This window comes from Streptomyces sp. QH1-20 (assembly GCF_041283565.1).
GTDB classification, from domain to species: domain Bacteria; phylum Actinomycetota; class Actinomycetes; order Streptomycetales; family Streptomycetaceae; genus Streptomyces; species Streptomyces syringius.
This window is the reverse complement of sequence record NZ_CP166299.1, coordinates 2650765-2675596: the sequence shown is the minus strand read 5'-3', so window position 1 is coordinate 2675596 and position 24832 is coordinate 2650765. Positions and strand designations below refer to the sequence as shown.

Below are 24832 nucleotides of genomic sequence, written 5' to 3'. Positions count from 1 at the left end.
CACGGCGTGGCAGGCAGGATCAACGATGACGACGTGAAGGCGGTCCGGGACGCGGTCCCGATCGACGCCGTCGTTTCCGAGTACCTCCAGTTGCGCAACGCGGGCGGCGGAAACCTGAAGGGCCTGTGCCCCTTCCACGACGAGAAGTCCCCGTCGTTCCAGGTCAGCCCCGCCAAGGGACTCTTCTACTGCTTCGGCTGCCAGGAGGGCGGGGACACCGTCGACTTCGTCATGAAGATCGACCACCTCTCCTTCGCCGAGACCATCGAGCGGCTCGCGGGCCTCGCCGGCATCACCCTGCGGTACGAGGAGGGCGGCTACACCCCCGGCCGCCAGCAGGGCGAGCGCATCCGCCTCGTCGAGGCGCACAAGCACGCCGCGAAGTTCTACGTCGAGCAGCTCGACAGCCCCGAGGCCGAGATCGGCCGCGCGTTCCTCGCGAGCCGCGGCTTCGACCAGGCCGCCGCCCAGCACTTCGGCGTCGGCTACAGCCCGGCCGGCTGGGACCACCTCACCCGCTTCCTGCGCGGCAAGGGCTTCAGCGACAAGGAGCTGATCCTCTCCGGCCTCGCCCAGGACAGCCGCAACGGCCGGCCCATCGACCGCTTCCGCGGCCGGCTGATGTGGCCCATCCGCGACATCACCGGCGAGGTCATCGGCTTCGGCGCCCGCAAGCTCCGCGACGACGACAACGGCCCGAAGTACCTCAACACCCCCGAGACCCCGCTCTACAAGAAGTCCCACGTCCTCTACGGCATCGACCTCGCCAAGAAGGACATCGCCAAGACCAGCCGTGCCGTCGTCGTCGAGGGCTACACCGACGTCATGGCCTGCCACCTGGCCGGGGTCACTACCGCCATCGCCACCTGCGGTACCGCGTTCGCGGGCGACCACATCAAGATCCTGCGCCGGCTGCTGATGGACAACTCCGGCGCGGAGGTCGTCTTCACCTTCGACGGCGACGCGGCCGGGCAGAAGGCGGCCCTGCGCGCCTTCGAGGACGACCAGAAGTTCGCCGCCGAGACGTCCATCGCGATCACCCCCGGCGGCATGGACCCCTGCGAGCTGCGCCTCGCCCAGGGCGACGCGGCCGTCCAGGCCCTGGTGGACACCCGCACCCCGCTCTTCGCGTTCGCCATCCGGCAGGTCGTCGCCCGGCACAACCTGGACACCGCCGAGGGCCGGGCCGCGGCCCTCGAAGCCGCCGCGCCCATCGTCGCGAACATCAAGAACGGCTCCATCCAGCACGAGTACGCCGTGCAGCTCGCGGGCATGCTCGGCATCCTCGACACGCAGTTCGTCGTCCGCCGCGTGGGCCAGCTCGCCCGCTGGGCCCGCGAGCGGGGCGTCCGCCCCGGGGAGGTCCAGGGCGGCGGCCGGCAGCACCGCGCCGCACCCGCCGCCCCCCAGCAGGCCCCGGCCCGCGGCGGCCCCGCGCTGAACCTCCGCAGCCCCGCCCACCGCACGGAGCGCGAGCTGCTGAAGCTCGCCCTCCAGCGCCCGGAGCTGGTCGCCCCCGCCTTCGACGCCTACGGCGAGGACGAATTCACCGCACCGCCGTACGTGGCCGTGCGCCGCGCCATCGAGCAGGCCGGGGGAGTCACCCAGGCCGCCGAGGACTACCTCGCCCGGGTCCGCGACGTCGCCCCCGACGACACGGTCCGGGCCATGGTCACGGAGCTGGCCGTGGAGGCCATCCACAACAAGAACGTGGACGAGATCTACGCGGGCGTGCAGCTCGTCCAGGTCCGCCTCCGAGCGGTCGAGCGCCGCATCGAGGAGGTCCAGGGCAACCTCGTCCGCCTGGGCGCCCAGGCGGCCCCCGAGCACCTGACGGCCGTGCAGAACGAACTGTGGGTCCTCGAGCAGTACGGCCGCTCCCTCAAGGACCGCGGCGCGGCTGCGCTGTAGCGCCTTTGCCCTGGCCGGGCGGTGGACGTCCCGGCGGCGCCGACTGACCCGCCCCGCGGGGGCGTGGGCCCTACCGTGTGGACACCGGCCTGCGCCGCGGCCGAGCGGCGACTTTGCTGGCCCAGTGGCGTGGACGAGCTCCCGAACGCCGCCCGGTCGGCGCCGAGGCCCCGGCCGGGCGCAGCCCGTCCCGCAGGGGCACCCGCAGCTCCGGCCGGTCCGCGAGGACACCGCCCGTCCGCAGACGGCACCGCCCGTCCCGTCGGCGCGGCATCCGCCCGCGCCTCAGCCGGGCGCCGCCCGTCCCGCAGGGACACGCGCCGCCCCGGCCGGTCCGGCGAGGACACCGCCCGCGCCGCAGGGGCACCCGCCGCCCCGGCCCGCCCGACGAGGGCCCCGTTCAGTAATCGGCCGGTCACCGTGCGGGCTCAGAAAATGCCCGCACGCCCCTCGTGGCGGGACTGTGTCGTACCCCACACTGGTGGGCGGTGCCTGAGTCCTCGGAGCGCGGCAGGTCCGGGCGACTGGACCCGGAGCCCTTCGCGAAGTCGCTCTTGATCCCCGGGACGGACGGCGGCCCGGCCGTCTCCGTCCCTCCTGCGCATGCCGCCCCCGAATCGGCAGCGATCACCCTGGAGGTCGCCCCCGTGCAGACCCGGACCCCGACCCTGCCCCAGGCCCCGGCCGAAACGGCCCCGGCCGTGCCACGGCAGTCCGAGCCACCCGTGTCCGAGAGCTTCGACGAGCCGGCCCCGGAGCCGGCGGTGCGGGCAGCCGACACCGGTGGCCCGTCCTCCGACCTCTTCCGCCAGTACCTCCGCGAGATCGGCCGCATCCCCCTGCTCTCCGCCGCCGAGGAAGTGGAGCTGGCCCGCCGTGTCGAAGCCGGGCTCTTCGCCGAGGAGAAGCTCGGCAGCACCCCCGACCTCGACTCCCAACTCGCCCTCGACCTTGACCGGTTGGTGGTCCTTGGCCGGATGGCCAAGCGGCGGCTCATCGAGGCGAACCTGCGCCTCGTCGTCTCCGTGGCCAAGCGCTACATCGGCCGCGGGCTGACCATGCTCGATCTCGTGCAGGAGGGAAACCTCGGGCTGATCAGGGCCGTTGAGAAGTTCGACTACGCCCGGGGCTACAAGTTCTCGACCTACGCCACCTGGTGGATCCGGCAGGCCATGTCACGGGCGCTGGCCGACCAGGCCCGTACGATCCGGGTCCCCGTCCACGTCGTGGAGTTGATCAACCGCGTGGTGCGGGTCCAGCGCCGGATGCTCCAGGAGCGCGGCTACGAACCCACCGCCGAGGAGGTCGCCGCCTATCTCGACCTCTCCGAGGAGCGGGTCAGCGAAGTCCTGCGCCTCGCCCAGGAACCCGTCTCGCTGCACGCCCCCGTGGGCGAGGAGGACGATGTCGCGCTCGGCGATCTGATCGAGGACGGCGACGCGGCCTCCCCCGTCGAATCGGCCGCGTTCCTGCTGCTGCGCGAGCATCTGGAAGCCGTCCTGTCCACGCTGGGTGAGCGCGAGCGCAAGGTCGTGCAGCTGCGCTACGGCCTGATGGACGGCCGCCCCCGCACCCTGGAGGAGATCGGCCGGATCTTCGGGGTCACCCGCGAACGCATCCGCCAGATCGAGTCCAAGACCCTCAACAAGCTCCGCGACCACGCCTTCGCCGACCAGCTCCGGGGCTACCTGGACTGACCGGACGACCTCACGCGCCGCCCTGGAAGGCCCCGGGGTGGGTCTGCTCGCGGACGGTCACGTACTGCTGCCGCACGGCCTGCCCCACCGCCAGATCCTCACCCGGCTCGAAGACCTGGCAGGCCGCGGCGGGCCAGCGCGGCGGCTCCAGGTGCGACAGCACGCCCTGCTGGACGCCCAGCGCCCACGCGGCCTGCCGGGCCGCGCCCAGCGCCGCGTAGTCCGCCGCCTGCGGGACGACGACCTGCGCGCCGAACAGCGTCGGCGCCACGGCCTGCACGGCCGGCAGCTCGGCCGCCGCACCCAGCAGGAAGACCCGGCGCACGTCGACGCCGCGCCCGCGCAGCACGTCCAAGGCGTCCGTGAGCCCGCACAGCATGCCCTCGAAGGCGGCCCGCGCCAGATGCTCCGGTTTCATGCTCTCGCGGCGCAGCCCCGCCAGCGTTCCGGCGGTGTGCGGCAGGTGCGGGGTGCGCTCGCCCTCCAGATACGGCAGCAGCACCAGCCCGTACGCGCCGGGCGTGGACCGCAGCGCCAGCTCGGACAGCCCGTTCAGATCCGTACCGAGGATCTCGGCCGTGCCGCGCAGCACCCGTACCGCGTTGAGCGTGTGCACCACCGGCAGATGCCGCCCGGTCGCGTCCGCGAAGGAGGTGATCGTGCCCGTGGGGTCCACCAGCGCCTCGTGGTGCACGGCGAAGACCGAGCCCGACGCGCCGAGCGAGATCACCGCGTCGCCGGGGCCGACACCCAGTCCGAAGGCGGCCGCCATCGTCTCGCCCGTACCGGCGGAGATCAGCAGGCCCTCCGGGGTGTGCCCGGCGGGCTCGGCGGGGTGCAGCACGTCGGGCAGCGCCGCCTGGCGGCCCAGCGCCAGCTCCACGAGATCCGGCCGCCAGCTGCCGGTCGCCGCCGACCAGTAGCCGGTCGAGGACGCGGCGCCGCGGTCGGTCGTGCGCCGTACGGGGCGGCCGAGCAACTGCCACACCAGCCAGTCGTGGGGCTGCATCAGCGCGGCCGCCCGCGTCGCCGATTCCGGTTCGTTTCGCGCCAGCCACCGCAGCTTCGCCACGGCCTGCCCGGCCTGCGGCACCGATCCGACGGCCTCCGCCCACGCGGCCCGGCCGCCGAGCGCGTCGGTCAGATCGGCGGCCGCCGCCTGCACACGCCGGTCGTTGCCGAGCATCGCGGGCCGGACGAGCACCCCGCCCGCGTCCAGCACGAGCAGCCCGTGCTGCTGCGCGGACACGCCGATGGCCTGCACGCCTTCCAGTAGCCCGCCCGCAGCGGCCTCGCCCAGCGAGACCAGCCACGCCTGCGGATCACCCTCGGGGCCCGTCGTCGGATGCGGGGCGTAACCCTGCCTGAGCACGGTGCCCGTCTCCGCGTCGCAGACGACGATGCTCGTGCTCTCGGTGGAACTGTCCAGCCCCGCGACTATGCCCATGCGGAGGATGATGCCAAATCCCCGGCGCCCGTCCGTCATCGGTCAGGTGTTGCTGGTGCCCCAGTCGTCCTCGCTGCCCTGGCCCTTCTCGCGCAGGCCGCGGATCCGGTCCGAGACCGAGGCGGGCATCCGCTCGCCGAGGGTGTGGAGAGCCTTGCCGGTCATGGCCCGGCCGTTCTGCGCGGCGGACTCCGCCGTATTGCGCACCGCGGGGTTCTGCGCGACCCGCTGCGCGCCCTTGCGCAGCTGTTCATAGCGCTCACGCCCGGCTCGTGCGCCGAGTACGTACCCGACGGCCGCGCCGATGATGAACGTCAGTCGGTAGCGCATCGCGCTCCACCTTCCCTCGGATTTCCCTCGGATCCCGCAGACCCTGACGACCCTCATGACCCTTGAGCCCTGCCGGGCCCCGCCCGTGTCGGCGGGGCCGTTCGGGGCTGTGCACCGCCTACCCGTCGGACCCGAAGGTCACTCACGGGATACCGATTGGCGGAGCACCCCCCAGCTTGCGCTAATGTATGTGTCGCAGCGAGCGCACGCCGCCCGGGAGACCGGAGGGCAGAGCATTCGAGGCACCGCAGCAATCCCCTGTAGCTCAATTGGCAGAGCAGCCGACTGTTAATCGGCAGGTTACTGGTTCGAGTCCAGTCGGGGGAGCGCAGTCCCCTGTAGCTCAATTGGCAGAGCAGCCGACTGTTAATCGGCAGGTTACTGGTTCGAGTCCAGTCGGGGGAGCAGTGGAGGAAGGGCCCCTTGGGGGCCCTTTTTTCATGCCCGGAGGGAACCATCCATGCGTGATCGAAGTCCTCATGGGCAGGCTGGTCACGCAAAGCGGACCCTCAGGGGCAGCAGATCGTATGAGCAGCTATGCTGCGGCAGACGGCGCGCACAGATGTGCGCGACGCGCCGTGAATGGGGCGGTAGCTCAGCCGGTTAGAGCAGCGGACTCATAATCCGTCGGCCGTGGGTTCGAGTCCCACCCGCCCCACCACACGGTTACTTCGAGGAAACGTTTGACCTGTGTGCTTGTACAACCAAGGGCCGCCACATGCTGATGTGGCGGCCCTTGGTCATGGTGCGTCTGCGCTGGTGAGGCCGAGGTGGGGCCGGTCCGTGAGGGTCAGGAGGCGACGGTCTCGGGCCGGCGTGGTCCGGGCACGGGCACGGTGTCGGCAGCGGGGGCGTCGAGGACGGGGTCGGGGTCCGGCAGGCCCGCGCGGTGCGCCTGGACGCCGGCACGCACGGCCCAGAAGTAGAAGCCCACGGCCGACACGGCGACCAGTGCGATGTCCAGACCGCCCGGGATGACGCCGTGGCCGCCGAACTCGGCACTGCCGAGGGCGGACAGCAGCGCCAGCCACAGCAGGAACGTCACCATCCACCAGGCCGGTGCGAACTGCCGGCGCAGGCTCGTCCCGCCGCGCCGGCGCAGCACCACCGCGGCGATGGGCACCGAGACCAGGGTGAGCACGGCGACCTTGCCGGTGTTGGGCCACTTCGACCAGTACAGGGCGCAGGCCGCGAACGCGAAGGTGATGGGGCAGAGCACCGAGGCGGCGGGGAGGCGGAACGGGCGGGGCAGGTCGGGCTTGGTCTGCCGGAACACGCCGACCGCGATGGGGCCCATCAGGTAGGAGACGACCATCGCGGCGGAGACCACGCTCGCCAGGGCCTCCCAGCTGTGGCCGACGGTGAGGAGCAACAGCACGGAGAAGCCCAGGTTCAGCCACATGGCGGGGCGGGCGACGCCGTAGCGGGGGTGCACCTCGGCGATCTTCTTGGGGAAGAAGCCGGTGTCGGCGAGGTTCTGGGCCAGATACGCGGCCGAGGCGACGTTGCCGATGTTGGCGCCGTTCGGTGAGATGAAGGCGCCGAACTGGAGCATGGTGACGACCCAGTGCAGCATCAGCAGCTTGGCGAGGTCGGCGAAGGGCGAAGCGAAGTTGATCCCGTTCCAGCCGCCCGCCTCGGCGAGCCGCTCCGGCGGTACGGCGCCGAGGAAGGCGATCTGGAGGGCGAGGTAGATGACCAGGCCGAGGGAGAGCGCGCCGACGAGGGCGAGCGGGATGGCCCGGCCGGGGTTCTTGGCGTTGCCGCCGAGGTTGACGACGGCCTGGAAGCCGTTGAAGGCGAAGACGACGCCGGAGGCGGTGACGGCCGTGAGGACGGCGGACCAGCCGTTCGGGGCGAAGCCGCCGTGCGCGGTGAAGTTGTCCGTGTGGAAGCCGGAGGCGATGAGCGCGCCGACCGCGAGGACCGGAATGGCGAACTTCACCAGGGTCAGGAGATTGTTGGCGCGCGCCAGCAGCTCGACCGACCAGTAGCAGGCCAGCCACAGGGCGACGGTCAGGAGTAGCGCCGTCGCCATGCCGGTGCCGGTGAGGCTGCCGTCGGCGACCAGCCCCCGGGCCCAGCCGAAGCTCCAGGACGACATGTACTGGGTGCCGGCGATGGCCTCGATGGGGATCAGGGAGGCGGTCGCGATCCAGACCGCCCATCCGGTGACGAAGCCCAGCACCGGGCCGTGCGAGATGGAGCCGAACCGGGCCATGGCACCGGGCAGCGGGTAGGCGGCACCGACCTCGGCGTAGGTCATGGCGATCATGCCGATGAAGACGGCTCCGATCACCCAGGCGACCAGCGCGGCGGGCCCGGCGACCTGGGCCGCCTGACCGGCTCCGAAGAGCCAGCCCGAGCCGAAGATCGACCCCAGTCCGATCATTATCAGGGCGAAGAGACTGAGGCCTTTTCGATTGGCCGCGCTCATGTCCACGACGTGCATTTCCGTTCTGTCCGGAGACCGAGGGAGCGCCTCTGCGTGCCTCTCGGTCCATCCGGTTGCCGGGCCTGCTCCGTCGGCGCGCACCGACCGGCGACGCCGTCCGGTGGCTGAGCGGAAAGCAGCCGCAAGCGCTGCGTGCCGGCCCCGTGGGCTCCGTCGAATCGGCCCCGGGGAACGGGCACCGGGTGTGGCGCGACGAGTCCGGTGGGCCGCGAATCAAGATCGACGGCTGTTCGGGCTCGATGGCGACGGGATGGCCGAGGACGCAGTAGCGACGCCGGACATACTACGTCAACCGGGGGTAACAGCTGCATTCGGCTCCGGCAGCGAGGTCGACATGCTCGCGTCATCCCCACCCGACCGCAGAGCGTGCGCCGCGGATGCGCAGCGGCCCCTCCCGGGGGCCCTAGGGGAGCCCCTACACCCTTCGGTGGAGGGGCAGTTGGTCATCACGGACGATGTTCCGCCGTGCCGCAGAGCCCATCGTGGGGGGAGATCGTTTCATACGGCAACAAGGTGACAAGGGGAGCGGGCCATGGCGGAAGTGACACGACGCGGCGTACTGGCAGGAGCGGCGGTGATCGGCGGAACGGCCGCCGCGGCGGCCGCACAGGGCGTCACCGCTCCGGCCGCCCTCGCCGCGCCGCCGACGGACGCCCCGCCCCCGTCGGCCCCGGTCACCGTCGGCCCCGGGGACCCGCGCTACCGGTCCCTGACCCATCGCGGCTACAACGCCCGCTTCGTCGGAAAGCCCGACTACGTACGCGTGGTGAACACCACCGCCCAGGTCGTCGACGCGGTGCAGCAGGCGGTGCGGGAGGGCAGGCGCATCGCCGTGCGCAGCGGCGGGCACTGCTTCGAGAACTTCGTCGACGATCCCTCGGTGCGTGTCGTCATCGATGTCTCCCCCATGCGGGCGGTCTCCTACGACGCCCGGCGGCGGGCGTTCGCGGTCCAGCCCGGCGCGTTACTCGGCGAGGTGTACCGCACACTGTTCCTCGGCTGGGGTGTGACCATCCCGGCGGGCGCGACCGCCGAGGTCGGCGTCGGCGGCCATGTCCTGGGGGGCGGGTACGGCTCCCTGTCCCGCCGGTACGGGCTGTCCGTGGACCACCTCCACGCCGTGGAGGTCGTGGTCGTGGACGCGTCCGGAAAGGCTTCCGCCGTGGTGGCCACCCGGGAGCCCTCGGACCCGAACCACGACCTGTGGTGGGCGCACACCGGCGGCGGGGGCGGCAACTTCGGCATCGTCACCCGCTACTGGTTCCGCGACCCGGCGGCCAAGGGCTCGGACCCCGCGCGTCTGCTGCCCAGGGCCCCGGAAGCGGTCACCACCTTCTACGCCACCTGGTCCTGGAAGGACCTTGACCAGCGCTCGTTCAGCAGACTGGTGCGCGATCACGGCACCTGGCACGAGAACGACAGCGCGCCGGACTCGCCCTACGCCGGGCTGTTCAGCGTCCTGATGCTCAACAGCCGCAGGAAGGGAACCGTCAGCCTCGTGGGGCACCTGGACTCCACCGGAGAGGGGGCGAGGCGGCTGATCGACGACTACGTCGCCGCGGTCGGCCGCGGGGCGGGGGCACGGCCCGACCGGAGGCAGGAGGAAGAACCGTGGCTGCAGTCCGAGGCCAGCGTGCAGGAAACGGCCCCGGCCTCCTTCAAGGCCAAGGCCGCCTATCTCCGCAAGCGCTTCACGGACCGGCAGATCGCCGCCGTCCATGACCATCTGTCGAGTGGGACGGGTGGTGACGTCGACGGCTCCCTGTGGCTCGTCTCCTACGGCGGGAAGGTCAACACGGTTCCGGCCGACGCGACGGCCGTCGCCCAGCGCGACTCGATCCTCAAGGCGATCTACATGAACAGCTGGGAGGCCGGGCGAGGGAACCCCGAAGCGTGCCTGGCATGGGTGCGCGACCTCTACCGGTCCGTGTACGCCGACAGCGGCGGCGTGCCCGTGCCGGGCACGGTCAGCGACGGTTCCTTCATCAATTACCCGGACACCGATCTCGCCGACCCTGCCCTCAACACCTCGGGCACCGCATGGCACACCCTGTACTACAAGGACAACTACCCCCGTCTGCAGCGCGTCAAGGCGCGGTGGGACCCGCGTGACGAGTTCCGGCACGCCCTCTCCATCCGCCCGCCGAAGTGACGACGGCCGCAGTGATGACGGCTGCTTTCCCGGCCGGGGCGGCGCGCTGACCGCGCCCCGACCCCGTGCTTTCCGGGCCTCCCCGGGGCCCTTTCGCGCCGTGTGGCGCACATCGCACCACCGTCCGCCGCCGGCTTGGCACACTGAGTCCGCGAGATCACGACATCGTGGGGGCCCGGCACGGGCAGGTCGTGGCCGGAACGACGACGGGCGGGGTGCGTGGACTTCATCGGCAACGACATTTCCGGCGGCACCTTCACGGGAACGGTCATCCAGGCGCAGCACGTGCACTGGGGGCAGGCGGCTCCCGTCCGCACGCCCCGCATGCTGCTGCCCGAGCCGGAGGAATTCGTCGACCGCGCCGCCCCCCGCGCGAGACTCGACGCCCTGCTGACCGGACGGGACGGCCGCAGAGCCCCGCGGATCGTGGTCATCACCGGCATCCCGGGCATCGGCAAGACCGCCGTCGCGCTGCGCTGGCTGTACGACGTGCGCGACGACTTCCCCGGCGGTCAGTTCTACGCGGACATGAGCCCCCAGGGCCCGCGCTCCCCGATCGATCCGGTGAGCGTGCTCGAGACCTTCGTCGGACAGCTGGGCACCCCGCGCGAGGAGCGGCCCGCCGGGCTGGCCGGACTGTCGGCGTACTTCCGGTCCCTGACGGCCGACGAGCCGAGCCTGATGCTGCTCGACAACGTCGTCGTGCCCGCCCAGGTCCGCCCGCTGCTGCCCGGGGCACCCGGCAGCGTCGTGGTCGTGACCAGCCGCAATCGGCTCACCGGCCTGAGCGTCACACAGCCCGGACCGGACTACGTGACGCTCGACGCGCTGGACGACGACGCCTGCGCGCAGCTGTTCGGCCCCGTCGCCGAGGGCGGCCCCGACGACGGGCACGAGGGCGGCCGCGACGGCGGGCAGGCGCTCCGCGAGGTGATCCGCGCCTGCGCCGGGCTGCCGCTGGCGGTCCGTATCGCGCGCGTGCGCGCGGCGGAAGGGGTGGAGGCACTGCGCGAGCTCGCCGACGAGCTCACCGATCCGCAGACCGTATGGGAGGCGCTGTCCGTGGCCGACGAGATCCCCTACCCCAAGGTCCTCGACATTGCCTACTCCGGCCTGGACGAGAGAGCGGCGGCGGTCTGGCGGATGCTCGGCGCACACCCCACCGGCGAGTTCGCGGGCGACCTGGTGAAGCGGCTGGGCGGCGACGGCCGCGACGGGGCCAAGGCGTTACGGACCCTCGTCCACGAACGGCTGCTGGAGCCCTCCACGGCCGGCCGCTACCGCATGAACGGCCTGGTCCACGCGTACGCGCGCAGGCTGCTGGAGGACCCGCCCGCGGCTTCGCCCGGCGCGGTCCTGCCCGGCGCGGCCTCGTCCGACACTGCCACGGACGTGATCATCGACTGGTACCTGGAGCGGGCCGCGGCGGCCGAGGCCCTCATCTCCGACCGGTGGCGCTTCGGCTCCCGCTTCGCCCCGGGCGGCCTGCCGACCGCGGTCTTCGAGAGCGAGGCGGCGGCCCTGGACGCGCTGGAGCCGGACGGGGAGAACGCGGCCGCCGTCGTCGCGCTCGCCGCCCGCACCGGCCGCGACCGGCTCACCTGCGAACTCGCCGAGGCGCTGCGGGGCTTCTTCTTCCGCCGGAAGTACCACACCCGCTGGATCGGCGTGTGCGAGCAGGCCCTCGAAGCGGCCGGGCGGCTGCGCGACGACCTCGTCCTGGCCCGGATGCACTACGAGACCGCCTTCGCGCTGTACGACCGCGCGGGCGACGGCGACAACGACGCCGCCCGGCACCACTACGAGCGGGCGCGCGCCCTCGCGGCCGGCATCGGGCACGCGCGTACCGCGTCCTCCGCGCTGGAGGGCCTGGGGCAGCTCGCGCTCCGGGAAGGGCGCCCTCACGACGCGATCGCCCTGTTCCGGGACGCCACCACCGCGCTCGGCGACATCGAGCACCCACGGGGGCGCGCCCTGCTGGAGTACCACCGGGGCCGCGCCCACAACGCCGCCCACGATCATGCGGAGGCGGCGCGGCTGCTGCTGAACGCCCGCCGCCTGTTCGCCGCCCTGACCGACCGCCACGACCCCACCGTCCCCCGCCCGGACCGCTACAACGAGGCCCGCGCCCTCACCCGCTACGCGGAAGCCCGCCTCCGGGCCGACCGCCCCGACGAGGCCCTGGCGGGGCTCGACGAGGCGATGACCCTGTTCCCGCCCCGCGTCGCCCCCAAGGAGCTGGCGGACGCGGTACTGCTGCGGGGCGACGTCCTGGCCGCGAGCGGCGACCCCGAGGGCGCCCGCCGGGAGTGGCAAGCGGCGCTGGAGACGTATACGGGGATCGGCAGCGTGAAGGCGGCCGCGGTGCGGGTGCGACTGGCCGCGCGGGACGACGACGGTGCGTCTGCCGACGGGGCCTCTACCGATGGCGCGACTGGCGGCGGCTCGTAGCGGGCGGGGGCGCTGCCCCCGCCGACCGGGGTTTCGGCCCGAGCGGTGTGTCGGCTTCGCGTCGGCCACGCGGGCTCGGGGCTTGCTCACCCGGCAGCCCTGCCAGGCCTCCGCTTCCGCGCGGAGCGCGCTGGCACGGCCGTCCGACCGGTGGCTTTTCCCCGTACGGCCGCACGGGGACACGGCCCGGACACGTCATCCCCAGCGCACGGCGGCAACGGTCAGTACGGCGGGTGGCAGGTGTTCTCCCGCCCGGACCGTGATCTCGCCCTCCCAGGACGGGCCGAAACGGGCCAGGCAGGCGTAGGCGGTCGCCGCCGCGGTCTGTGGTGTGGTCCACCACTGCGGGTCGCGCCAGCGGGCCGTGAGCTCCGGGCCGTCGCGCAGGGCGAGCCCGCAGTCTCCGTCCAGCCCGGCCGGCTCGGGAACGGCGACCGCGCCGCACCCCGGATACTGGTCGAACAGCGGCTCCGCGACCTCCCCCGTGGGTCGTCCCGTCGCGTCGGGGTAGGCCAGCACGATGTCCGCCGTGTGCAGCCAGCGGACGTCCGGCTCGCCTTCGACGGCCAGGAGGTGGGGGTCGGGAAGGTGTCCGGCCTCGGAGCCCTGTACCGCCGCCGGGTAGTGGCGGACCGTGACTGCCGTGGCTGCCCCGCCGTGCTCCTCGAAGTGGGCCGTCACGAACACCGGGGGAGGGGCGGGGTCCCGGCGGCGGTCGTGGGGGCGGCGGGGGATGGCGACAGGCCGGACGACCGCCGGGTCGGCCGGTTCGGGCAGCCCGAGGTGTTCGTAGAACAGGGCGCGCAGCAGGGCCATCGACCGCATCGGACGGGACGTCACCAGGCCGCCCACCTCGGCCAGCCGTTCGTCGCCGGGCTGCGTGGCCGCGGCGTCGGCCAGTTGCCCGGCCAGGGGCCGTCCCGCCGCGACGCGCGGCAGCAGCCCGCCCAGGAGGGCCATCGGCGAGCCGGGTGCCACGACGCCGTCGTCGAAGGCGCCCAGCAGGCCGGGAAGGCCCAGCGCGACGCCGTAGAGGGTGACCGAGCCGTGGTCGCCGATGAACGCGTCGGCGGCGGTCAGGGCGGCCTTCCAGGTGTCCGTCTCCGGGACGGGCAGGACCAGCCCGGCGCGGACGAACGGCGCGAGCCACGTGTGCACCTGCCAACCGCCGTGGCCGTGCCAGGCATTGGGGTGTACCGCGGCCACCACGCGGTATTCGTCCCGCGGCAGCTCGGCGAGCGCCCGGCGTACCGTGTCGCCGCCGTGCCCGAGGAGGGAGCGCCGGCCCCAAGTCGACGTCAGGACCAGCAGTTTCTGGCCGGGGCGTACGCCGAGGGCCGCCCGGTAGGCGTCCCGGAAGGGGGTGGAGGACCGCAGTTGGTCGGCGCACGGATCGCCGACGACGGTGGCGAAGGGCACCGCGTCGGGACAGCCGTCGCGCAGGCGTTCGCGTTGCTCGTCGTGGGACAGGACGATGGCGGAGGGGATCAACCGGCCGTCATGGACCAGCCATTCATCCGTCAGGCCGAAGGCTCCCGGCTCCCGGCTCCCGGCTCCCGGCTCCCGGCTCCCGGCTCCCGGCTCCCGGCTCCCGGCTCCCGGCTCCCGGCTGAGTGTTTTATTGTATCCGGCACCGTGCGGGGCGCATATGAGTGGTGCGGAAATATCCTGCAACTCCCCGCCGCGGCTGCTGCTGACCGCGAGGTCGAATTTCAGCTCGCACGCCTCGTCCCAAGGAATGCACGGCATTTCCCTCGCGGCGATGAATTCCCGCATTCCCCCGTCGAACGCCGACGAACCCGTGCATGTGAAATGCACCTGTATCCGTGTATCGCCCTCGAAGACGGACAGGAGGTCCAGCAGACGGGTCGCGGAGGTGACGTTGTGGATGACGCCGAGGACGTGGTGGGTCGCGCCGATCGTGCGCCAGCGCTCCGGTCCGCCGGGCGCGGCGAGGTGCGTCTGCCCGGGCGACACCGGCACCGCGTCCTCCCCATGACGATCGCGTCGGCCGTGGCTCTCCCCGGACGGCCCCGGCCGACGATACCTTGCGCCTGTTCGGGTGCGGGGCGGTCCCGACCGACGGCTCCCGGATGCGGAATACGACGCGGCATCGCCCTGTTGCCGCTGCCGGGGGCCCTGGACGACGAGCGGAAGAGGCAGGCACGCGATGAGCGGCAGCACGGTGGAGCTCACCAAGGACAACTTCGACGAGATCGTCTCCGACAGCGGATTCGTGCTCATCGACTTCTGGGCGGAGTGGTGCGGGCCGTGCCGGAAGTTCGCGCCCGTCTACGAAGGGGCGGCCGGGCGCCATGACGATCTGGTTTTCGCCAAGGTCGACACCGAGGCGCAGCCGGAGCTGGCCGCCGCCTTCGAGATCCAGTCGATTCCGACGCTGATGATCGTGCGGGACAACATCGCGGTCTTCGCCCAGCCCGGCGCGCTGCCCGAGGCCGCGCTGGAGGACGTCATCAAGCAGGCCCGCGCGCTCGACATGGACGAGGTACGGGCCTCGGTCGCGCAGGCCCAGGCGGACGCGGAGGCCGGGCAGGGCGGCGAGCGGCGCGACGGTGAGTGAGCTGCTGCTGGTCCGGCACGGCGAGACCGAGTGGAGCCGCTCCGGGCGGCACACCGGGCTGACCGATCTGCCGCTGACCGAGGTCGGTGAGGGGCAGGCGACGGCGCTACGGCCGTTGCTCGCGGAGCGCACGGTGTCCCTGGTGCTGGCGAGCCCGCTGGGGCGGGCCGTGCGGACCGCTGAACTGGCCGGGCTCACGGATATCCAAACCGACCCCGACCTGCGAGAATGGGACTACGGCGGCTACGAGGGCGTGACGACTCCGGAGATTCAGCGCACCCGGCCCGACTGGTACCTGTGGGACGACGGGGTGATCCCCGGGCCCGCCGAGCACCCCGGGGAGACGCTCGAAGAGGTGGGCGCACGGGCCGACCGGGTGCTGGCACGGATCGCGCCGCGACTGGGCTCGGCGGACGGCGGCGATGTGGTGCTGGTCGCGCACGGGCACTTCCTCCGGGTGCTGACCGCTCGTAGGCTCGGGCTGCCGCCCGCGGCCGGCGCGCTGTTCCGGCTGGACACGGCGACGGTCAGCCGCATCGGCACCGAGCACGGGCGCCCGGCACTCGTGGCGTGGAACACGCCGTCCCCCGCGACGTCCGGGGGGCCTGGGGCCTCCGGGACGTCCGGGAGCGGAGCCTCCGCCGTCGCTATACCCGACGGCGCTCCCGAAACCGCGTCCGATGGGTCTCCCGGGCGTGTCGGAACCGGGGCGGGGGCCGCGTCGGCACGATGATCGGGACGTTGGGCCCCGATCTTCATATGACTCGTTTGAACCGTTCTTGCAGGAGGAAGCCAGCATGGCCACGAACCGCACCGCGCACACGGTCTGGGAAGGCGAGCTGCTCAAGGGCAGCGGCACCGTCACTTTCGACTCGTCCGGCATCGGCGACTACCCGGTCTCCTGGCCGTCCCGCGCCGAGCAGGCCAATGGCAAGACCAGCCCGGAGGAGCTGATCGCGGGCGCTCACTCCAGCTGCTTCTCCATGGCCCTCTCGCACGGGCTGACCGGCGCCGGCACCCCGCCGACCCGCCTGGAGACCAAGGCCGAGGTCACCTTCCAGCCGGGTGAGGGCATCACCGGCATCCACCTCACCGTGCGCGGCGAGGTGCCGGGCCTGGACGAGGACGGCTTCGTCGCGGCAGCCGAGGACGCCAAGAAGAACTGCCCGGTCAGCCAGGCGCTCACCGGCACGACGATCACGCTCTCGGCCGAGCTGGCCTGACCGCCGGCCGATAATGGACCAACCGCTCCCGGCTGCCACACGGCGGCCGGGAGCGGCTTGTCCCCAGCACCGTCCCGCGACTCGTCCCGCGACCGTCTCACGACCGCAGGGACGCGTAGACGATCAGGCTCCGCTTGGGGTGCCCGTCGGGGTCGAGGTCGCCCGCGCAGGTGACCAGGCGCAGCGCCCGCTCGGAGGTCCTGCCGTAGACCTTCTCCCTCGGGAAGGCCTCTTTGTCGACCTTCTCGGTGCCGGTCACCGTGAAGTGCAGCACCTTGCCGTCGCCACGCTCGATGTCGATGACCGTGCCCTTGCCTACCTTGTCCAGGTCGTGGAAGACGGCCTTGCCGTCGTGGGTGTCGTCGTGGCCGATGATGACGGCCGCCCCGGGCTCGCCGGGCCTGGCGCCGCCCGTGTACCAGCCCGCGGTCATGCCCTTCTCCGGCGGTGGGACCCGTACGGTCGCGTCCTTGTCCGTCCCCAGGCGGATCAGCGGGCTCCGTACGCCGATGGCGGGGATGGAGACGCCGGCCGGTTCCTCGGCCGAGGCGGGGGTGCCGCTGGCCTTGTCGTCGGCGGTTCCGCCCATGGAGCAGGCGGTCAGCAGTGCGACCGGCAGCATCAGCAGGGCGAGGACGAGGGCCGACAGGCGGGTGCGGGACATGGGTATCCATCCGGGGTGAGGAAACACCGCCCACGCTACGGAGCGCCCCCGTGCCTGCGCCTCGGGTGAATGGCCACTTCGCCATCCCCCTAAAGGACGAGACACGGGGCCACCACGGGCGCGGCGATCGGCCCCGTGTCGTGTGCACCACCGCTGCGCGGCGGTTTCCTCAGACGCCGGGCGGATCGCTCGGTGTGACGCGCTGCAGCAGCCCCCAGCTGAATTCCGCCACGTACTCCGCGCGCTCCCCGGCGGCGTCCGGTGCCGTGAACGACAGCCGCCAGCGAGTGGGTGCCGTGCCTTCCATCGGGCGCGCGGGCGGGAAGGCGCGCGCCACCTCGTCCACGGTGCACGCCCAGGGCCGCAGGTCACGGGTTGTGCGCAGCGCCGGGCCGGGCAGGCCGGGGGCCCGGATCAGCCATTCGTTCCAGATCGCGCCGCCGGGCGCGGTCAGCACCTCGAACCTCAGGTCGGGCCAGAGCGGTACGCGCCACGTCAGGGCGTCGAAGGTCAGGTCGCCCACGCGGCGCTCGGAGACGGTCTCGGGCGGGCCGAGCACGGAACGGTAGCGGGCGCCCGCCGCGCGGCGGCGCGGGGAGCGCACCATGGCCTGCCAGCGGCGGTTGGCCTCGCGCATCTCCGCGCGGTCGACGCCCAGTTCACGCAGGGCGTCCTCGACCAGGCCGGGCTGGTGGTCGGCCATCCGGCGCAGCAGCACGAGCTGGAAGGCGAGCGGATCGAAGGCGGGGGTGGCCAAGGGGCCGGGCGCTGAGCTCATGGGGGCATGGTCGCGCACCCCGTCCGGCTCCCGGCGCCGGTCGACGGTCTTCGTCGCCGAGGGTGGCGATATCGCGACACCGGCCGCCGGGAACCAGCCACGCTGACGGGTGATCAGCACCGGTGCCGGGCGGACCGTCGGCGGATGTCGTCGAAGCTTTACCCGCCGTCACCCCGGAGCTGGCCCGTGGGCCGCCTACGTCACCGGCCCGGCCGGTACGGTCTGGACATGACCGAAATCGACCCGCAGCGAACCGCCTTGGTGATCGTCGACCTCATGGAGCGCATCGTGGCGCTTCCGCTCGCGCCGCGCTCCGGTGACGAAGTGGCGGAGAGATCCGTGGAGTTGGCGCGGGCGTTCCGCAAGGCGGGGGCGCCGGTCGCGGTCGTCCGGGTGGAGCGGCCGGGGGTGGTGGAGCAGCCGCCCGGCAGCGCGCTGCTCGACGGGGTCGCCGAGCCGGGTGACATCGAGGTCGTCAAGGGGGCCGTCGGCGCGTTCCACGGCACCGGGCTGGACGCGCGGCTGCGGGAGCGCGGGGTGCGGACGCTCGTCCTCACCGGGATCGCCACCAACCTGGGCGTGGAGTCGACCGCCCGTGCCGCCGCCGATCACGGCTATGAGCTGGTGTTCGTGGAGGACGCGATGACCGCCCTGACCGAGGCGGAGCACCGGGCGTCGGTGACGCTCGACATGCCCCGGCTCGGCACCGTCGTCACGGCCCGCGATCTGCGCCTGGCCGGCTGAGCGGGCGGTAGAGCGGGCAGCGCGGAGCGGGGCGCGGCGGCCGCTCAGAGGTGGGTGTACGGGTCGTCGGGGTCCTCGCCCAGCATCCGCTTGAGCAGGTCGCGCAGGACCGCGCGCTCCTGCGTGGACAGCCCCGCCAGCGGCTCGCGCGCGAAGTTCAGCGACTCGCGCAGCCGGCCCGAGACCTCCCGGCCCGTTGCGGTGGCCGCAGCGAGCTTCACCCGGCGGTCGGCGGGGTCCGGCCGGCGTTCGACCAGGTCACGGGCCTCCAGCCGGTCGACGATGCCGGTGACGTTGGACGGCTCGCACTTCAGCTGCTGGGCGATACGACGCATGGGCTGCGGCTCGCCGGCCAGCAGCGCCAGCACCCGCGCCTGGGCGCCGGTGAGGGAGTGCTTGGCCGCCGCCTCCTCGTACTCCTCGTGGTAGCGCGCCACGACGGTCGCGATGAGTTCGACGACTTCGAGGGTCAGGGCATCCGTTCGGGGGACCATACGGCTCAGGCTACTCCGTTGCTTGACAACATGAAATATCGAGGCGCATGGTTGTTTTAGTTGGTGAACCATTAGGAGGCTTCGTTTCATGTCCGCAACGCCCACCACCGGCCGTGAATGGCACCTCGTCGCCCGCCCGCAGGGCTGGCCGAAGCCCGAGGACTTCGCCCTCCGCGAGGTCGCGGTGCCCGAGCCCGGCGAGGGCCAGATCCTCGTCCGCAACATCCACATGTCCGTGGACCCGTACATGCGCGGCCGGATGAACGACGTCAAGTCGTACGTACCCCCGTTCCAGCTCGACCAGCCCATGGACGGCGGCGCGATCGGTGAGGTCATCGCCTCCCGCGCCGAGGGTTTCGCGGTCGGCGACCACGTGCTGCACGGCCTCGGCTGGCGCGAGTACGCGGTGGTCGACGCCCGGCACACCGCCAAGGTCGACCCGGACCTGGCCCCGCTCTCCACCTACCTCGGCGTGCTCGGCATGCCGGGCCTGACCGCCTACGCGGGTCTGCTGGAGGTCGCCTCCTTCAAGGAGGGCGACGCAGTCTTCGTCTCCGGCGCGGCGGGCGCGGTCGGCAGCCTCGTCGGCCAGATCGCCCGGCTCAAGGGCGCCTCGCACGTCGTCGGCAGCGCGGGCTCGGACGAGAAGGTCCGGATCCTCAAGGAGGAGTACGGCTTCACCGCCGCCTTCAACTACAAGAACGGCCCCGTCGCCGAGCAGCTGAAGGAAGCCGCCCCCGACGGCATCGACGTCTACTTCGACAACGTCGGCGGCGACCACCTCGAGGCGGCCATCTCCTCCCTGAACGTGCACGGCCGCGCCGCGCTGTGCGGGGCGATCGCCCAGTACAACGCCACCGAGCCGACGCCCGGACCGAGCAACCTCGCCCTCGTCATCGGCAAGCGGCTGCGTCTGAACGGCCTGCTCGTCTCGGACCACCAGGCGCTGCGCCCGCAGTTCATCGAGGAGGTCTCGGCCTGGGTCCGCTCCGGCGAGATCAAGTACAACGAGACGGTCGTCAAGGGCATCGACCACGCCGTCGACGCCTTCCTCGGCATGCTCCGCGGCGAGAACACCGGCAAGATGATCGTCAGCTTCGCGTGACACATGTCCTCAAGCGCCGGACGGGCTCATCGCAGCCCGTCTGGCGCTTGAGGACGCGCCCGCAGGGCGCCCCCGCCGCAGGCGGGAAAGGTCAGGGCGTCCGCGGCAAGCGGCTACGCTCCCGCCATGCGAGATCTTGTAGCGGGCATGACCTACCTGGCCAAAGGTCAGCGCTGGGTGGGGCGGAACCGGAAGCAGTGGGGGTTCGGACTCCTGCCCGGGCTGATCACTCTTGTGGGATACGCGGGCGCGATGACCGCGCTCGTCCTGTACGCGGACGAGGTCGTCGACTGGGCCACGCCCTTCGCCGACGGCTGGGGCTCCCCCTGGCTCGGCCTCTTCCGCGGCGGCCTGACCGTCCTGTTCTTCGGCGGCAGCCTGCTGCTCGCGCTGATCTCCTTCACCGCCGTCACCCTGCTCGTCGGCCAGCCCTTCTACGAGTCGCTCTCGGAGAAGGTCGACCTGTCCGAGGACGGCACCGTCCACGAATCCGGGCTGCCGCTCTGGCGCGAACTGTGGATCTCCGCCCGCGAGAGCCTCGCCGTGCTCCTCAGGGTGGCCGTCTGGGGCGTGCTGCTCTTCGCCCTCGGCTTCGTGCCCGTCGTCGGACAGACGGTCGTCCCGGCGATCGGCTTCTGCGTCTCCGGGTTCTTCCTCACCGAGGAACTCACCGCCGTCGCCCTCCAGCGCCGTCGCGTCCCCCTGCGGGAGCGCCTGCGGATGCTGCGCTCCCGCAAGCTCCTCGCCCTCGGCTTCGGGGTGCCCCTCACCCTGCTCTTCCTGGTGCCGTTCGTCGCGGTGTTCGTCATGCCCGGCGCGGTCGCCGGCGCGACGCTGCTCGCCCGCGAGCTCACGGGCGAGGCGGCCGCGGAGGACGGGGGCGAGGGGAACGGGGACGACGGCCGGCGGCTGTCGGACCGCGCCGTCAGCTGAGCACGTCCGCCGACACCAGCCCCGGCGCGGCGGCCGGGGCCTCGGCCAGCACGCCGCCGTCCGGGGACCACACCGCACTGAGACCACAGGCGTCGTACGGGCCCGAGGGGCCGGTGTGGTTGGCGAGCAGGACGTGCAGGCCGTGGTCCTTCGCCAGCGCCGGGAAGATCGCCTCGCGCTCCTCGGCGCCGACGCCCTTCGAGTACAGCGAACTCGCCAGCAGCACCCGGCAGCCGTCGGCCGCCGCGCGGGCCGCGAGCTCGGGGAAGTGCGTGTCGAAGCAGATGGCCAGCCCGAACGCGACACCGCCGAGCGTGAACCGGCCGTCCGCCATCCCCGGGACGAAGCCCGCGGCCCGCTCCGAATCCGTCACGTGCCGCTTGTCGTAGCGCGTGAGCAGCGCGCCGTCCGGCCCGTAGACGTACGAGGTGATCGTCGGCCCCGCCGCCGTGCGCCCCGCGCAGTTGACCACCGCCGCGACCCCCGTCGCCGCGCAGGCCTGCCGGACCGGGTCCAGCCGGGGGTCGTCGGGAGCGAAAGCGAGCCGGTCCGGGTCGGCGACTGTCTTCGGCAGCTCGTAGCCGGTGACGGCCAGCTCGGGGAAGACGACGAGCGCCGCACCACGCTCCGCCGCCTCGGTGACGAACCCGGCCATGCGCGCCACATTGGCGTCGACGTCGCACGGCCGGGCGGTGAACTGCGCCGCTGAGATGATCATGTGCTCATCATGACCGAGAGGCGCCACCCGCCGCCACGGTGATCACGGCCCGGATCTGCGCGGTGATCGCCTGCCGGTCCCGGACGAACGACGGGTCCGTGATCCGCCCGGTGGCGGGATCGGTGTTGCCCGCGCCGAACCGCAGCACCGGTGTGTGCAGATGACCGCCCGGGAGGTACGGGCGCAGCGCGTCGCGCAGCAGCGTCGCACGGTAGGCGATCTCGTTGGAGAGGTAGTCGCCCCCGCCGCCCTCGCGGGCCGTCGAGCCCGGCGTCGGCCCGTCGGGCCGGTCCACGGGCCCGGTGCCGCCCGCCGGGATCTCCGTGACGGCCGTGTTGTCGTACACCGGGTACGGGCCGGTCTTCGCCGCCAGGATCGCGTCGTAGGGCAGGGTCGTCGACGTCCACTGCGGCTGCGGGTGGACGGTCGGCACGCCCGGCGGCACGGGGACGGTCTCTGTACGGGACGCGCCCACGTTGTCGGGGAAGCCGCCGCGCCAGGCGCCGTTGGTGTGCTCCAGATCGAAGCGGCCGTCCCGCCCCTGGCTGATCGTCGTGAACAGGTCCGCCTCGCGCTGCCCGGACTCGAAGTGCGGCAGCAGCGTGCGCTCGACGTCCCCGGCCGTGAAGTCCGCCCAGCGCACCGGGAAGAGTGCCGCCTCGATCCGCGCCGGACCGGTCGCCGTGTTCACGGTCGTGCCGTCCAGGGCGAGCGCGGCGGCGCCCGAGGGGTTGGAGCGCCGGATGTCGGAGTCCAGCTGGAAGGGGTCGAAGCCGGTGATCACGACGCGCTTGATGCCCTGGTCGCCCCGGGGCAGCTTGATGGAGTCCTGTCCGCGCGAGCCGCGCTCGACCTTCGCGACCAGCTTCTCCACCAGGGCCGTCCGCCGCGCGTCCGTCATCGCGAACGCCGGCTTCCAGTCGCGCAGCGCGCGCGTCATCCCCAGGCGCGCCCAGTACAGCGGACGGTCGTCGTCCCGGCTCAGGTCCCCGGAGCGACCGGTCGCGCGCCCCTGCGCGCGGTCCACGGCCCGCTGCCACAGCCGCCGCCCCTCGGCGGTCGCGAGCCGCTCGGCCTCCGCGGCGGTGCGCGTACGCGCCAGGGCGCGGGCGAAGCCGGGCGCCACCCCGTCGAACCCCGAGCGGCGCAGGATCTCCTGCGGCACGGAGCCGGTGAGCCGCTCCTCCTCGACGGTGGGCGAAGTGGCCGATGGCGCCGAAGACGCGGCGGGAGCCGCGACGGCAGGGGTGGGCAAAAGGGCGGCGCACGCGAGCAATGCGACGCCGAACGACATCCGGGCCTTCTCAATGGGTCTCATGAGCCGGAAGGAAATCATTGTGCGTGCATGGGCGGAAGGGAAGCACTCAACACCCGTTACGTACAGTCGAGTTCAGGCCACAATGGCGGGATGCGAATAACCGAGTACGCAGCCCCGCTGTTCTCGCCGGGAAGCGGCCAAGGGGCCCGTCAGTTCGCCGAGTTGGGCATCGCGCTCCTGCTCGCCTCGCTCATCGGCCTCGAACGCGAGTTACAGCAGAAGAGCGCCGGACTGCGCACGCACACCCTCGTCGGGGTGGGCAGCGCGCTGTTCATGGAGGTGTCGGCCCACGGCTTCGGCGTGGTCGAGCTGGCGGGTGTGCGCCAGGACCCCTCACGGGTGGCCGCGCAGATCGTCTCCGGCATCGGCTTCATCGGCGGCGGCCTCATCTTCGTCCGCCGCGACGCGGTGCGCGGTCTGACGACGGCGGCCACGATCTGGCTGACCTGCGCCGTCGGCATGGCGTGCGGCGGCGGCCTGCCGCTGCTCGGCGCGGCGGCGACCGTGGTGCACTTCCTGGTGGTCCGCGGCTTCCCGAGAATGACGAGACGGATGACGGTGACGCCGGTGGCGGAGCAAGTGGAGCTGAGACTGTCCTACCGGACGCGCAGCGGGCTGCTGGGGCGGGTGCTGGAGCTGTGCACGAAGCGCGGTTTCCGGGTCACGGACGTACAGATCGACGCCGATACCGCCCCGCGCGGGGACGACAGCCGCGAGAAGGGCAGACACACGGAGGCGGGCCTGGTGCTGAGCCTGGAGGGCAAGGGTTCCGCCCATCCGATCGTGGAGGAGCTGACGGACTGGGACGGCATCCGTGTCGTGGGCCTGAGCGCGCATCGCGACAGCACGGAGTGACGGCGCGGGCCCCCGGGGAGGGCGTGGTCGGGAGGCGGGCGCCGGTGACGGGTGTCAGGCTGGCTTCGAAGGCATCCGCGAAGGGAACTTCCATGATCACCACAGATTTCGTCCACGGCTCACCCTGCTGGCTCGATATCGGCGCTCCGGACGTCCACGCCACGGCCCGCTTCTACAGTTCGGTGTTCGGCTGGGAGTTCCAGTCCATGGGTTCGGACCCGGAAGTCGGCGAATACGGTGTCTTCCAGCTGGACGGCAAGGGCGTCTGCGGCATCGGGCCGCTCACCGAGCAGGGGGCCCGCTCCGCCTGGATGATCTACTTCAGGACCGACGACGCCGACGCCACGGCCCAGGCCGCGGAGCGGCAGGGCGGCACCGTGCGGGTGGCGCCGTCTGACGCGGACGGGTGGGGGCGGATGGCCCAGCTCACCGACCCCCAGGGCGGGCAGTTCGCCGTCTGGCAGTCGGGGGAGAAGGCCCAGGGCGGCATGGAGGTCACCGACCAGCCGGGCGCCCTGTGCTGGACCGAGCTCTACACCACCGACGCGGCCGCGGCGAAGGCCTTCTACGGCAGCCTCTTCGGCTGGACCACGCAGGACGTGCCCCTGCCCGGCGACGGGGACGGCACGTACTCCCTCATCACCCCGGCGGACCAGCCCGAGGAACGCATGCACGGTGGCCTCATGCAGCTCCCGGCCAAGGACCTGTCCCTGACCGGCGGCCGCCCCTACTGGCACCCCGTCTTCGCCACGGCGGACTGCGACGCCACGGTGGCCAAGGCCACCGAGAACGGCGGCAGCGTACAAATGGGCCCGGAGGACGCGGAGGGCGTCGGCCGCCTGGCCGTCTGCGTCGACCCCAACGGCGCGGACTTCGTGGTGCTCAAGCCGAGCGAGATGTGAGCGCGGGTCGACCTCCCCACGCCGAAGCCGGCGCGGGGAGGTTGACCGACAACACGGTTCCGTTGGCCCCTCTG

The 24832-nt window shown here is 72.5% G+C and carries 20 protein-coding genes, 3 tRNA genes and 1 pseudogene; 15 read left to right on the top strand and 9 right to left on the bottom strand.

Annotation, left to right across the window (positions count from 1 at the left end):
- Positions 1-6: 6 nt before the first annotated feature.
- Both dnaG and AB8O64_RS12045 read left to right on the top strand, forming a co-directional pair.
- Positions 7-1911 (top strand): DNA primase, encoded by a 1905-nt coding sequence (dnaG, locus tag AB8O64_RS12050; protein WP_370419158.1) that lies wholly within the window; start codon positions 7-9, stop codon positions 1909-1911.
- 488 nt (positions 1912-2399) lie between these two features.
- Positions 2400-3608 (top strand): sigma-70 family RNA polymerase sigma factor, encoded by a 1209-nt coding sequence (locus AB8O64_RS12045; protein ID WP_370419156.1) that lies wholly within the window; start codon positions 2400-2402, stop codon positions 3606-3608.
- Positions 3609-3618: 10 nt separating this feature from the next.
- On the opposite strand, the gene AB8O64_RS12040 is transcribed toward AB8O64_RS12045, so the two are convergent.
- Both AB8O64_RS12040 and AB8O64_RS12035 read right to left on the bottom strand, forming a co-directional pair.
- Positions 3619-5055 carry an FGGY family carbohydrate kinase gene (locus AB8O64_RS12040; RefSeq protein WP_356456670.1) on the bottom strand — a complete coding sequence of 479 codons (1437 nt, stop codon included), beginning with the start codon at positions 5053-5055 and terminating at the stop codon, positions 3619-3621.
- A 42-nt stretch (positions 5056-5097) separates the two neighbouring features.
- Entirely contained in the window at positions 5098-5385 is a 288-nt protein-coding gene (locus AB8O64_RS12035; protein ID WP_356456668.1) for a YtxH domain-containing protein, read from the bottom strand.
- Between the two features lie 254 nt (positions 5386-5639).
- Between AB8O64_RS12035 and AB8O64_RS12030 the strand changes: the two genes are divergently transcribed.
- The 3 genes from AB8O64_RS12030 to AB8O64_RS12020 all read left to right on the top strand — a co-directional run bounded on the left by AB8O64_RS12030 (position 5640) and on the right by AB8O64_RS12020 (position 6046).
- Positions 5640-5712 (top strand) — tRNA-Asn (locus AB8O64_RS12030).
- Between the two features lie 5 nt (positions 5713-5717).
- A tRNA-Asn gene (locus AB8O64_RS12025) sits at positions 5718-5790 on the top strand.
- A 179-nt stretch (positions 5791-5969) separates the two neighbouring features.
- Positions 5970-6046: transfer RNA gene (locus AB8O64_RS12020), tRNA-Ile, on the top strand.
- A gap of 129 nt (positions 6047-6175) precedes the next feature.
- Here AB8O64_RS12020 and AB8O64_RS12015 read toward each other — a convergent pair.
- Complete coding sequence (locus AB8O64_RS12015; protein ID WP_370419153.1) at positions 6176-7837, bottom strand: APC family permease; 1662 nt, start codon at positions 7835-7837, stop codon at positions 6176-6178.
- 535 nt (positions 7838-8372) lie between these two features.
- Between AB8O64_RS12015 and AB8O64_RS12010 the strand changes: the two genes are divergently transcribed.
- Both AB8O64_RS12010 and AB8O64_RS12005 read left to right on the top strand, forming a co-directional pair.
- Entirely contained in the window at positions 8373-9992 is a 1620-nt protein-coding gene (locus tag AB8O64_RS12010) for an FAD-binding oxidoreductase (RefSeq protein WP_370419152.1), read from the top strand.
- Between the two features lie 219 nt (positions 9993-10211).
- Positions 10212-12443: an NB-ARC domain-containing protein gene (locus AB8O64_RS12005; RefSeq protein ID WP_370419150.1), complete on the top strand. Its 2232-nt coding sequence runs from the start codon at positions 10212-10214 to the stop codon at positions 12441-12443.
- Positions 12444-12638: 195 nt separating this feature from the next.
- Here AB8O64_RS12005 and AB8O64_RS12000 read toward each other — a convergent pair whose 3' ends face one another.
- Positions 12639-14426 carry a hypothetical protein gene (locus AB8O64_RS12000; protein ID WP_370419149.1) on the bottom strand — a complete coding sequence of 596 codons (1788 nt, stop codon included), beginning with the start codon at positions 14424-14426 and terminating at the stop codon, positions 12639-12641.
- A 187-nt stretch (positions 14427-14613) separates the two neighbouring features.
- Here AB8O64_RS12000 and trxA point away from each other — a divergent pair, with 187 nt between their 5' ends.
- The 3 genes and pseudogenes from trxA (at position 14614) to AB8O64_RS11985 (ending at position 16247) form a co-directional block, all read left to right on the top strand.
- Entirely contained in the window at positions 14614-15024 is a 411-nt protein-coding gene (gene trxA / locus AB8O64_RS11995) for a thioredoxin (RefSeq protein ID WP_130877623.1), read from the top strand.
- Positions 15017-15610: pseudogene (locus tag AB8O64_RS11990) on the top strand (histidine phosphatase family protein); the annotation flags it as partial. The gene trxA and the pseudogene AB8O64_RS11990, both read left to right, overlap by 8 nt.
- Before the next feature lie 211 nt (positions 15611-15821).
- Positions 15822-16247, top strand: a complete 426-nt coding sequence (locus AB8O64_RS11985; protein WP_370419148.1) for an OsmC family protein — start codon at positions 15822-15824, stop codon at positions 16245-16247.
- 97 nt (positions 16248-16344) lie between these two features.
- Here the strand turns inward: AB8O64_RS11985 and AB8O64_RS11980 are convergent, their stop codons facing one another.
- The gene (locus tag AB8O64_RS11980) at positions 16345-16911 is read right to left on the bottom strand and encodes a class F sortase (RefSeq protein WP_370419146.1); all 567 of its coding nucleotides are present in this window, start codon (positions 16909-16911) and stop codon (positions 16345-16347) included.
- Positions 16912-17080: 169 nt separating this feature from the next.
- Positions 17081-17689, bottom strand: coding sequence for a hypothetical protein (locus tag AB8O64_RS11975; protein WP_370419145.1), 609 nt, complete (start codon positions 17687-17689; stop codon positions 17081-17083).
- 228 nt (positions 17690-17917) lie between these two features.
- Here AB8O64_RS11975 and AB8O64_RS11970 point away from each other — a divergent pair, with 228 nt between their 5' ends.
- Positions 17918-18433 (top strand): isochorismatase family protein, encoded by a 516-nt coding sequence (locus tag AB8O64_RS11970; RefSeq protein WP_370419144.1) that lies wholly within the window; start codon positions 17918-17920, stop codon positions 18431-18433.
- 44 nt (positions 18434-18477) lie between these two features.
- Here AB8O64_RS11970 and AB8O64_RS11965 read toward each other — a convergent pair whose 3' ends face one another.
- Positions 18478-18927 carry a MarR family winged helix-turn-helix transcriptional regulator gene (locus AB8O64_RS11965; protein ID WP_370419142.1) on the bottom strand — a complete coding sequence of 150 codons (450 nt, stop codon included), beginning with the start codon at positions 18925-18927 and terminating at the stop codon, positions 18478-18480.
- Positions 18928-19015: 88 nt separating this feature from the next.
- Between AB8O64_RS11965 and AB8O64_RS11960 the strand changes: the two genes are divergently transcribed.
- Positions 19016-20032 (top strand): NADP-dependent oxidoreductase, encoded by a 1017-nt coding sequence (locus AB8O64_RS11960; protein ID WP_370419141.1) that lies wholly within the window; start codon positions 19016-19018, stop codon positions 20030-20032.
- Positions 20033-20158: 126 nt separating this feature from the next.
- Entirely contained in the window at positions 20159-20965 is an 807-nt protein-coding gene (locus tag AB8O64_RS11955) for an EI24 domain-containing protein (RefSeq protein ID WP_370419140.1), read from the top strand.
- Here the strand turns inward: AB8O64_RS11955 and AB8O64_RS11950 are convergent.
- Both AB8O64_RS11950 and AB8O64_RS11945 read right to left on the bottom strand, forming a co-directional pair.
- Complete coding sequence (locus AB8O64_RS11950; RefSeq protein WP_370419138.1) at positions 20958-21683, bottom strand: carbon-nitrogen hydrolase family protein; 726 nt, start codon at positions 21681-21683, stop codon at positions 20958-20960. The genes AB8O64_RS11955 and AB8O64_RS11950 overlap by 8 nt on opposite strands.
- Before the next feature lie 7 nt (positions 21684-21690).
- The gene (locus tag AB8O64_RS11945) at positions 21691-23001 is read right to left on the bottom strand and encodes a pyroglutamyl peptidase (protein WP_370419137.1); all 1311 of its coding nucleotides are present in this window, start codon (positions 22999-23001) and stop codon (positions 21691-21693) included.
- A gap of 90 nt (positions 23002-23091) precedes the next feature.
- Between AB8O64_RS11945 and AB8O64_RS11940 the strand changes: the two genes are divergently transcribed.
- Both AB8O64_RS11940 and AB8O64_RS11935 read left to right on the top strand, forming a co-directional pair.
- Positions 23092-23856 carry an MgtC/SapB family protein gene (locus tag AB8O64_RS11940; protein ID WP_356456644.1) on the top strand — a complete coding sequence of 255 codons (765 nt, stop codon included), beginning with the start codon at positions 23092-23094 and terminating at the stop codon, positions 23854-23856.
- Positions 23857-23948: 92 nt separating this feature from the next.
- On the top strand, positions 23949-24758 hold the full coding sequence (locus AB8O64_RS11935) for a VOC family protein (protein WP_370419136.1): 810 nt from the start codon (positions 23949-23951) through the stop codon (positions 24756-24758).
- The last annotated feature ends 74 nt before the right edge of the window (positions 24759-24832 follow it).